Genomic DNA, 9198 nt, shown 5'->3' on the forward strand with positions numbered 1-9198 from the left:
ATCAGCCTGGCAAGAAGTTCGCCCCAGGGGCAGGACCTTTTTGGGTAGCCGACCAATAGTGGCATTGTGCTTCCTTCTCGGGTGCTGAGAGGAAGATTCAGACGAAGAGTCGTAGGACAACTTCAGGCGGAATGGGCGATCATTCCTTCGCTGACATTGACCCGGTTACGCCCGGTGTCCTTGGCGGCGTACAGTGCCCGATCCGCCGCATTCAGCCACATCGCGGCATCGGTGAAGAAGGGCTGGAAATCTGCCAGGCCGATGCTCAGTCTGGCACGCAGCTCTGGGATCTGCGGGTTGCGATAATTGCAGAAGGTTTCGCGCATGCGTTCCATCACCTGCGCCGCCTCTTCCAACGGTACTTGCGGAAGAATCACACAGAACTCATCGCCACCGTAACGCCCCGCCAAGTCGTTTTCACGCAGATTGCGCCGCAGTTCCAGGCTCAATTGGCGCAGTACGGCATCACCGACGATGTGGCCGTGGGTATCGTTGATCTGTTTGAAGTGATCGATATCGATCAAGGCAATCGTGGCGTGGCTTTGTTGCTGCTGGCACTTGTGGAACTTGAGGTGCAGCAGGTCTTTCCATGAACCGTGGTTAAGCAGGCCGGTGAGGCTGTCAGTGCGGCTGAGGGCGCTGAGCGCGCGTTTATGCTCCGACAGTTTGATCGCCAACTGGTAGCAGACCGCGCCGATGACCATGGGGTAGAGGGTCAACATCGGCAGGCAGGTGTAAACCTGAATGAGGCTGACACTGGGGTTGAACGTGAAGCCGAACAGCGCACCTGCGACTCCGATACCGGCGGCTTGCGCCAACAACCCGCGCAGGAACAGACGCTTGCCGCCCGCAGCGACGTTGTTCATGGTCATCATTGAAAGGATCGTCACGGTTGTCAGGGGCGTGAACTGCGTGGCCGCGGCCCAGAATCCACCACACAACGAGTCGTACAGCAGATTGCGCTGTTCGGCCTGATAGGGGAATTGCGAACGAGTCGAGAGTTGGTACGCCAGATGCGCCCAGGCAAAACCGTGGAACAGCAGGAATGCCCAGACCCAGCCCGGCATCGCGAGCGGATAAAGGGCGCCTGTGACACTGATGCAGCCGATACCAAAACCGATAATCCTTGGCTTGTAGATACGCCTGGCAAATGAAAGCCCTTTGCCTCGTCTGTTTTCCATAAATTCCTGGGGCCGTTCTTTTTCTGCGGGTGCAGCAATGTGCGTCAGCGGGTTGAACCGTTGCTCGGATAATAATTGTGAATTGTCAGTGATCCGCGTGGGAATAATCAGTGTCCTTCCAAGCCATTTGTGCAGGACAGCGTGCGAATACGTCAAAAACGACTAGGAATGTCGCTCAAGCAATGGTTTGTTACTGATGACTGGGAAGGGTGACCGCGTAGCCGGCCAGGAACAGGTCAATGGCTGACTCGATAACGCTGGCCTGATTGGCCGCGTCGAGTACCGGCTGGCCCAAAGTGATCTGCGGCCAGAATGCAAAGGCTTTGAGCAGGCTCTGGATCTGGTGCGCGGCAAATGCCGGGTCGCTGCAGTTGAGCCGGCCGTCCTCTTGAGCGGCGCGTACCCATTGGGTGAAGCCTTCTTCACGTTTGCTCAGGCGGGTGACCATGTCTTGTGCGCGCTCCGGTGAGTGGATGGTGGCGGCGATCGCCACCCGGGCCAGGTCGAGGAAATTGGCGTCCGACATCATCTTCATCTTCGCTTCCAGCAACCCACGCAGTTGTTCACGCAGCGGGCGATCGCTGGCGTAGCTGACGTCGAGTTGTGCGACGCTGCTGGCCCAGAGTTGATGGAGTATTTCGGCGAACAACTCTTCCTTGCTGGGGAAGTGGTTATACACCGTGCGCTTGGAAACGCCGGCGGTGGCGGCGATCTTGTCCATGCTGGTGACCTCGAAACCGCAAACGCGAAACTCGGCGATGGCCGCTGCCACGATGGCTTCGCGTTTGCGGTCGGTGAGGCGTTGAGGGGCAGTCATGGGTAGCGCTCGGCTCTTCAGGGGAAATTACACTCGGTAGTTTACTTGCTCCGGATTTTGTTGCAATCTTGAAACTACACTGTGCAGTGTAACTTATACCGATCCGTAGGAGTCACCCGGTAATGGCCACGATCTCGTCCCGTGTCGATTCTTCGCCAGCAGCGCCCCGGCAAGACCAGGGCCACTTCAGCAATGATGCCCCTGTGCAGCAGGGTGGTTTTGGCAAGACCTTGCGTATTTTCTGGAACATGCTGTTCAACAAGCCTCGCAGCACGCGACCGGTGGGACAGATCCCGGTGCAACCGCTGACCCGCGAGCAGTTACTGGCGGCTCCGGATCACAGCGTGTTCCGCCTCGGGCATTCCACCGTACTGCTGAAAATGCGCGGTAAATTCTGGGTGACCGACCCGGTGTTCGCCGAGCGTGCGTCACCGTTCCGTTGGGCCGGCCCCAAGCGTTTCCATCAGCCGCCCATCAGTCTTGAGGAATTACCGCCGTTGGAAGCGGTAATTCTTTCCCACAACCACTACGACCATCTCGACCGCAAGGCTGTCGTCCAATTGGCTGACAAAACCCGCTATTTTCTTGCGCCCCTGGGCGTGGGCGACATCCTGGTGAAGTGGGGCGTGGAGGCAAGCAAAGTGCGGCAGTTGGATTGGTGGCAAGGCACCGAGGTGGATGGCATTCGCTTTGTCGCCGCGCCTGCGCAGCATTTTTCCGGGCGCGGCCTGTTTGATGCCAACCAGACTTTGTGGTGTTCCTGGGTGATGATCGATGGCGCGCGGCGGATCTTTTTCAGCGGAGATACCGGTTACTTCGATGGCTTTAAGCGTATTGGCGAACAGTACGGCCCGTTTGACCTGACGTTGATGGAAACAGGTGCTTACAACGTCGATTGGCCCCATGTGCACATGCAGCCGGAGCAAACCCTGCAAGCGCACATCGACCTCAAAGGCCGCTGGCTGCTGCCGATTCACAACGGCACCTTCGACCTGGCGTTTCACGCGTGGCACGAACCGTTTGACCGCATCATGGCCCTGGCGTGGGAGCGCAGCGTTTCGATTACCACGCCGCCGATGGGGCAGGCATTCAGCTTGAATCAACCCGAGCGTGGGTATGCATGGTGGTTGGAGGTGGAAACCCGAGGCGCACAGGAACACCTCGCCAACTGACGAAAGAGGTACCGGAAAAAGGAGTTATCAAGCTGTTTCAGAGCTGCGACAGGTGCCAGGCAAGGGTGCGATGATTCCCGGGAAGTCATTTCTCGGGGGCAGATCTTATGGAGAGTAAGTGTGGGAAATATTGGCAAGCGGGTATGGCGTGTCCGACAGATCAACCCGCACCTGTGTTCGCTGAACGTTCAGGTCTGGCAATTACGTCCAAGGATCATGCGAGCCTGAGAGGCATCAATTTTGGTGTCGATCCCCGCGCTCATGATCAGCCTGTGAGCAGCGTTCCGGTCCCGGGGTATGACGCCCCAGGACTTCCCCTTAAACCCCTGCGCGACCCGTCGCTGTCTCTGATTGCCTTGAGTGGTGTCGATCCTTCTGGGCCGGTGATGGTGCAAGTGCCCCTCGTCCAAAATAACAGCCCCTTTACGCCAGCCCAGGCGTTGAGCGGCAGGCGCGTGGGGTTTGCCGAGCGGTTTGCCGGCGGCCATGAACATGCGTTCATAGACCACAGCCCATCCTTCCTGAGAGCGCTGGACATCCTGTCACGGGCGGGGGCTCAGCCGGTGCCGGTGCTTGCCCACCAAGGCAATGGCCGGCAGTACACGCGCAATGAAATCGATGAACTTGTGCATGAATATCAACTGGACGCGTTGGTGTCTGACAGCCGCAGCGCCGCGTTCCATAGCGCTTGCAGGAGTGGGTATCCGGTGCTTGGCGAACCACTGGGGGATGGTGCGACACTTTGGTTCTACGGTGCGCAATGGTCGAGGGATTCGCTGAAAAGCCTGGTACAGGGGTATCGGAGCGTTCGGGATCTGATGGATGCAGGAGTGGCTACCCACAGCGTTGAATAATCCTACGTTGTAAATGACCTGCGTCGCGCTGCTGAACGGGGGATGGGTTTTTAGGCTGGGGCACGGATCAATTTGGGTCCTTCGTCATTTCTTACCCCCGAAGAGGTCTTATGTTAGGTATCGCATATGGTATGGGCTCCATCGTTCGGCAACTCGTGCAGTCTTTTGCTGGCGACTACGCGCCCGTAGCGTCAAAGGCAGTTCCTCCAGGTACCGAGTACCTGAGTGTCAAAGAACTCGGCACGCAAATGGCCCGGTCGGACGGGCTAACATCGGCCGATCTGGTCACTTACCTGCAGGAACGGATTCGCAAGGTGGACCCGCAACTGAGCTCCGTCATTGAACTCAATCCTGAAGCACTTGAGACGGCACGCGAGTTGGATCGTGAGCGAGCCAGCGGCAAAGTGCGCGGGCCGCTGCATGGCATTCCTATTTTGCTCAAGGACACCATTGAAACCTCAGGCATGCAAACCAGTGCAGGTGCGTATGGACTGTTCGGCGCAACGGCCGGCAAGAACGCGCCGTTGGTTGATCGCCTGATTCAGCAGGGCGCGGTGATCCTGGGTAAAACCAATATGACCGAACTGGCTGGGTTTCGAGGTGGCCCTGACGGCTGGAGTAGCCGGGGTGGGCAAACCCGCAACCCTCACCATCCTGATGCTGACGTCGGCGGTTCCAGCTCCGGTTCCGCCGCCGCAGTCGCCGCTGGCCTGGCACCCTTGGCGGTGGGGGCTGAAACCAATGGTTCGATCATTGTGCCGGCAGCGTTCAATGGTGTTGTCGGGCTCAAGCCCAGCGTCGGTCTGCTGGATCGCAATGGGATTATCCCCGCGAGCCAGCGCCAGGACACACCGGGCCCGATGGCTCGCTCGGTGTTCGACGTAGCGCTGATGCTCAACGCCATGTCCGGCAGCGATCCTCAGGACCCAGCGAGTGTAGGCGCGCTCCAAGGTATTGATTACACCGGTCTACTGGTTTCGGGCGCCTTGAAAGGCAAGCGTATTGGATATCCCGCGACGTTCTCCGCACATGGCGAAACCCTGCCAGTGGTGAATAGTGTGCAATTTGGCCGGACACTTGAGGTGCTTCGCGAGCAGGGTGCGGTATTGGTGCCGGTCAACATGCGCCTGGCCGATGCTTCACGCTACGACGAGTTGCTACTTTCGGATGTGAAAGAGGAGTTGAATGGTTACCTGGCCCAGCGCTCGGGCTTGCCGGTCAAGTCACTGACCGAACTGATCAAGTTCAACGATAAACGCGATGGATCCGACGCGGATCATCAGCCAGTGCTCAAGCAAATCAGCGCTTCAACCCTGACGCCGGAGGAGCGCAAGCCACTGTGGGACGCGCTCATCCAGGATTTTCGCAGCACGGTGGACGGCCCTATCAAGTCGGAAAAACTCGACGCCATGGTCTCGGATTTCGAGACCAACAGTTACTTCGGTGTCGCAGCGGCCGGCTACCCAGGGATCGCCGTACCTTCCGGGACGAACGAGGACGGGCTACCGACCAGTGCGTACTTTTTTGGTACCCGCTGGTCCGAGCCCACTTTGTTGGCAGTGGCCCATGGGTATGAGCAGGCAGCCCAGGCGGCAATCAAGCCTGGGCTTTGACCGGGCACATAATTTCACATCACAAATGGGGCGTCGGGTACTGCAACCGCCGTCCTGAGGTTCCCGGCGTCTTAGATCAGTGCCATGGAGGGCCGCCATGGCCTACAGAATTTACATCCTCGGTGCAGCGGGCGCCGGTACCACGACGTCGGGCAAGGCCTCGGCCGAACGCTTGAACGTTGCCTATTTTGATTCGGACAACGTTTACTGGCAGCAGACGCCAAACTATTCCACCGTCGCACGCCCCAAAGATGAACGCATCCGCCTGCTGCAGGACCCGACCACCGATCTCGAAGGTTGGGTGCTGTCCGGCTCACTGTGCGGCTGGGCCGACCCCATGATCCCGCACTTCACCCACGTGGTGTTCCTGCGCCTGGATTCGGAAGTACGCCTGCACCGTCTGCTCTTGCGGGAAGTGCAGCGTTACGGCGCTGAAATCCTCCAAGGTGGCAGCCGACATGAAAATAGCGTGGCCTTTCTGGCCTGGGCTGCCCGCTATGATGGCGGTAACCACAGCCTGGGTAGCTTGCGTCGGCATGAAACCTGGTTAAAGGCGCTGACGTGCCCGGTGATAGGGCTGGACTCTACGCACCATTCGGTTGAGGGGTTGGTGAGTCAATTGATGCCGTTGTTGTGCCGATCAAGCGGGAGATGATGCCTTGGGGTGTGGGCTCGGTTGAGGTCGTGTCAAACCGGCGCACACTCATCCCCCACCCCGGCGCAAACCCCGGGAAAAACACCAACCCCTCGGCCTCCAACCGAAACGCCAATGCCAGGCGGGTTTCATCACCCACATCGCGCTGGCGTTCAAACTGTTGAACCGCCTCCACCGACACACCTGCCAGGCGGGCCAGGTCTTCCCGGCTCCAGCCCAGCATCGCGCGTGCCTGTACGCTGTGTTTGGCGGTGAATTGATGCAGGACGATCTGCTGTTCTACGAAAGAGCTCATTGCCAGAGAGGACATGGGGTTTCTCCAGGGTTCGACGGGGAGGACAAACTATACTGTTTTTTTGTACAGTTGTTTTGACCGCTCATCAACTGGATATTTTTCAGCGCCTGCTTTGGACTATTTTGAGGCCTGCAACATCGTGCCTTCGAGCTGGATCTCCGCTCGGCCGAATTGACCGCGTGGATTGCGATATTCAAACTCTGAGAGAGACGCAGGAGGGGGTGATGGCTATTTCCGAAAGCGATTGGAAGAAATGTAAAGCGCTGAGAAAAATCGCGCTGGAGCGGTTCCACCTTGGCGTACTGAGTGACGCGAAGTCTGTCAGTGAGAACGGAACGGTGCATTGTCTCCGGTCAACCGCTACAGAACGCTCTACTGCCTTGTTAGGGGCCGTGACAAGGACATTGTTGAAATATTCGACGGATTCAGTCGTTCACGCGCCCTCAGCAATCTGGCTATGAGGGTGGCTCATGATTTGTTGACGGATACTGAGCTTGCCGTGCTCAGCGAGGACGCTCGGGATGCCATTAGCTATGCGGTCAGGCAGCCTTATGAAATCAATTGGGTTGATGAGCCTGAATCAGACCCCTGAGTATTGGCTTAGGCGCCCTGTTTAGTCTTTAAGGAAAAACGGTGACATTAACGTTCAATTGTTCACAAGCTGCCTGTGATTTCTTCAGCCGCATTCATAAGGGCAAAAAAATCACAACGGTTCATCAAGCGCCTCCGACGCAAGCTTCAGGGGAGGATCTGCATACCAACCCCGATCAATGGCTGGTGCACGCAGCAACCGTTCAGCGTAAACATGTACTGCTGGCGATTCACTTGAAAACCCGTTATTGCATGCTGTTTTTTGACATGAAAAAAGCTGATGCCGAAGGGTTTGTGCAGACGTTTATCAACCGCTGGACAAACGGTGTCATGGATTTGGCCATGAAGGGCGGGCTACTGGACTTTGTTGATTCGCAAATCATCGAGCAGTTATCGAACGATTTGCGCCAATCCTTTCTTATGCTCCAGCGCGGCGATCGCAGTGGCCAAACACACATCAATGAAGTGCTTCGATTTTTCAAATGGGATGCTGAAGATTTTGATTTTGTAAACCAACCCTGGAGCGCTGTTCGCTACGACGCTCTTACTAATCAAAGACCTAGAAGCATCAAGCAGCAGAAGGGTTACATCTACCCCGATGAGGAGATGTTGATTCACTGGTTGATCACCGTAGGCCGCGTGCCTGTTTCGAAAGCGGAACAGGTTCGTGAGATCTATCGGCACGCGTTACGTGCGCAGGTTGATTAAAGCCCTTCCACCCCCGGCGCCTCACGAATGATCAAGTGATCCAGGTTTTCGATATCTGCGCTGAACACCCCAAATGTCTGCTCGGGATTTTTCTTGCTCGGCACCTGCTTCAGCTCCGGCGTCACCCCGTAGAAGAAGCAATACAATGCCCGCTCACTGTCCACCGCAGCCTTGATCTGCTCCAGGAACGCCGTGCGCTTGCGGTAGTTCTCAATGAGTTTCTTGCTCAGGTAAACGTTGACCGAATAAGGCTTTTTATCGAGCCACAGTTTTTTCTCGAAGTCGATGCGAACGCTACTGGTGTAGTGCTTGATCGCCTTGATCTTGCCCCAGTAGATCAAGCCCTTGTTGTCTTGCAGGTATTCGATCTTCTTGAAAAACGTCCAGTAGCTTGCCGTGTGCTCGCCGATCTTCAACGGCATGCTTTTGAGCTTGTCCTTGTCGTCGATGTTGGACACATAGCATTCCACTGGGTGGGCGAAGACGCTGGTTTTGTCTGGAGTGCTGTCGGTGGTGCTATGGGATGTGGACACACGAGTTGAAGGTGTTTTCGCTGCATCTTGAGGGATGTTTCCCTCCGTGCCAGTCAGGGGCGCCTTGCGCTCGTACTGACGCCGCGTAAGCACAAATTCCGATGGGAAATTTTCCTCGCGCTCGTCGTCACCTTCACCCGTAGTGGTTTTGTGCGTGCTGGCGTAGCGGCAGCCGTCGATATGCTGGGTGCTGGTCTTGTTCTTGAAATGCGGCGTGCGCTGATAGTTAACGTTCTTCGCGTTGAAAGTGCTCAGCGTATTGCCGCCCGTATCAAACGTCGCGCGGCAGGCATCGTTGGGGCACAGGAAGCTGTCCTTGTCTGAGTCGAAATCAGCGGTTTCGTCGAAATTCAGGTCGCGTACGTCGTAGATCGATAGCTTGTCGTCGAGACTCAGGCTGTAGGCCGTGTCGAATTTCATGGGGCTCGGGTCCGTGAGATGAGTAGCGCGATACTACGCAAATATCAGCCCTATGGAGATCAAAAATGTGGGAGCGAGCCCCTCCCACATTAGATGTGTAGTGTTGGGGGCGGCGGGTTCTCAGCCCCGCGTCGCCCACTCATGAAGCACAAGGTGCCACCGATTACTGTGAGTGCACCAAGGGTATAGAACATGCTGGCGGGCTGCGCACTCCACGCCATCCGGCCACCCGTTCCACGCTCATCCGGCCAGGCAGTCGGAGCGCAGCGACGCAGGTTTGCATTGTTAGTCTGAAGTCCCTGTCGTCGTCAATTTCGTTGCGCGTCTGCGCATCGATTCGCCCTTCAGTTCGATCCGAT

The 9198-nt window shown here is 57.1% G+C and carries 10 protein-coding genes; 6 read left to right on the top strand and 4 right to left on the bottom strand.

The genetic code is table 11. The features are described from left to right. Nucleotides 1-122 precede the first annotated feature (122 nt). Together AACY08_RS15540 and AACY08_RS15545 are read right to left on the bottom strand one after the other, a co-directional pair. Complete coding sequence (locus AACY08_RS15540; protein WP_339470221.1) at nt 123-1181, bottom strand: diguanylate cyclase; 1059 nt, start codon at nt 1179-1181, stop codon at nt 123-125. A 190-nt stretch (nt 1182-1371) separates the two neighbouring features. After that, nucleotides 1372-1998, bottom strand: coding sequence for a TetR/AcrR family transcriptional regulator (locus AACY08_RS15545; RefSeq protein WP_339470224.1), 627 nt, complete (start codon nt 1996-1998; stop codon nt 1372-1374). Between the two features lie 122 nt (nt 1999-2120). Between AACY08_RS15545 and AACY08_RS15550 the strand changes: the two genes are divergently transcribed. The 4 genes from AACY08_RS15550 (at nt 2121) to AACY08_RS15565 (ending at nt 6292) form a co-directional block, all read left to right on the top strand. Further along, nucleotides 2121-3170 carry an MBL fold metallo-hydrolase gene (locus AACY08_RS15550; RefSeq protein ID WP_339470225.1) on the top strand — a complete coding sequence of 350 codons (1050 nt, stop codon included), beginning with the start codon at nt 2121-2123 and terminating at the stop codon, nt 3168-3170. 272 nt (nt 3171-3442) lie between these two features. Then, nucleotides 3443-4024, top strand: a complete 582-nt coding sequence (locus AACY08_RS15555; RefSeq protein WP_339470227.1) for a hypothetical protein — start codon at nt 3443-3445, stop codon at nt 4022-4024. Between the two features lie 110 nt (nt 4025-4134). Beyond that, nucleotides 4135-5637, top strand: a complete 1503-nt coding sequence (locus tag AACY08_RS15560; RefSeq protein WP_339470228.1) for an amidase family protein — start codon at nt 4135-4137, stop codon at nt 5635-5637. A gap of 97 nt (nt 5638-5734) precedes the next feature. Next, nucleotides 5735-6292, top strand: a complete 558-nt coding sequence (locus tag AACY08_RS15565; protein ID WP_339470230.1) for a hypothetical protein — start codon at nt 5735-5737, stop codon at nt 6290-6292. Here the strand turns inward: AACY08_RS15565 and AACY08_RS15570 are convergent. After that, complete coding sequence (locus AACY08_RS15570) at nt 6222-6602, bottom strand: helix-turn-helix domain-containing protein (protein WP_339428512.1); 381 nt, start codon at nt 6600-6602, stop codon at nt 6222-6224. The two genes, AACY08_RS15565 and AACY08_RS15570, sit on opposite strands and share 71 nt — an antisense overlap. Before the next feature lie 328 nt (nt 6603-6930). Between AACY08_RS15570 and AACY08_RS15575 the strand changes: the two genes are divergently transcribed. Continuing rightward, the gene (locus AACY08_RS15575) at nt 6931-7179 is read left to right on the top strand and encodes a hypothetical protein (protein ID WP_339470232.1); all 249 of its coding nucleotides are present in this window, start codon (nt 6931-6933) and stop codon (nt 7177-7179) included. A gap of 41 nt (nt 7180-7220) precedes the next feature. Continuing rightward, complete coding sequence (locus AACY08_RS15580; protein WP_339470235.1) at nt 7221-7886, top strand: DUF6933 domain-containing protein; 666 nt, start codon at nt 7221-7223, stop codon at nt 7884-7886. On the opposite strand, the gene AACY08_RS15585 is transcribed toward AACY08_RS15580, so the two are convergent. Further along, nucleotides 7883-8839 carry a hypothetical protein gene (locus tag AACY08_RS15585; RefSeq protein WP_339470238.1) on the bottom strand — a complete coding sequence of 319 codons (957 nt, stop codon included), beginning with the start codon at nt 8837-8839 and terminating at the stop codon, nt 7883-7885. The two genes, AACY08_RS15580 and AACY08_RS15585, sit on opposite strands and share 4 nt — an antisense overlap. Nucleotides 8840-9198 lie beyond the last annotated feature (359 nt).

Origin of the sequence: Pseudomonas sp. EL_65y_Pfl1_R83 (assembly GCF_963970695.1) — a bacterium.
GTDB classification, from domain to species: domain Bacteria; phylum Pseudomonadota; class Gammaproteobacteria; order Pseudomonadales; family Pseudomonadaceae; genus Aquipseudomonas; species Aquipseudomonas tritici.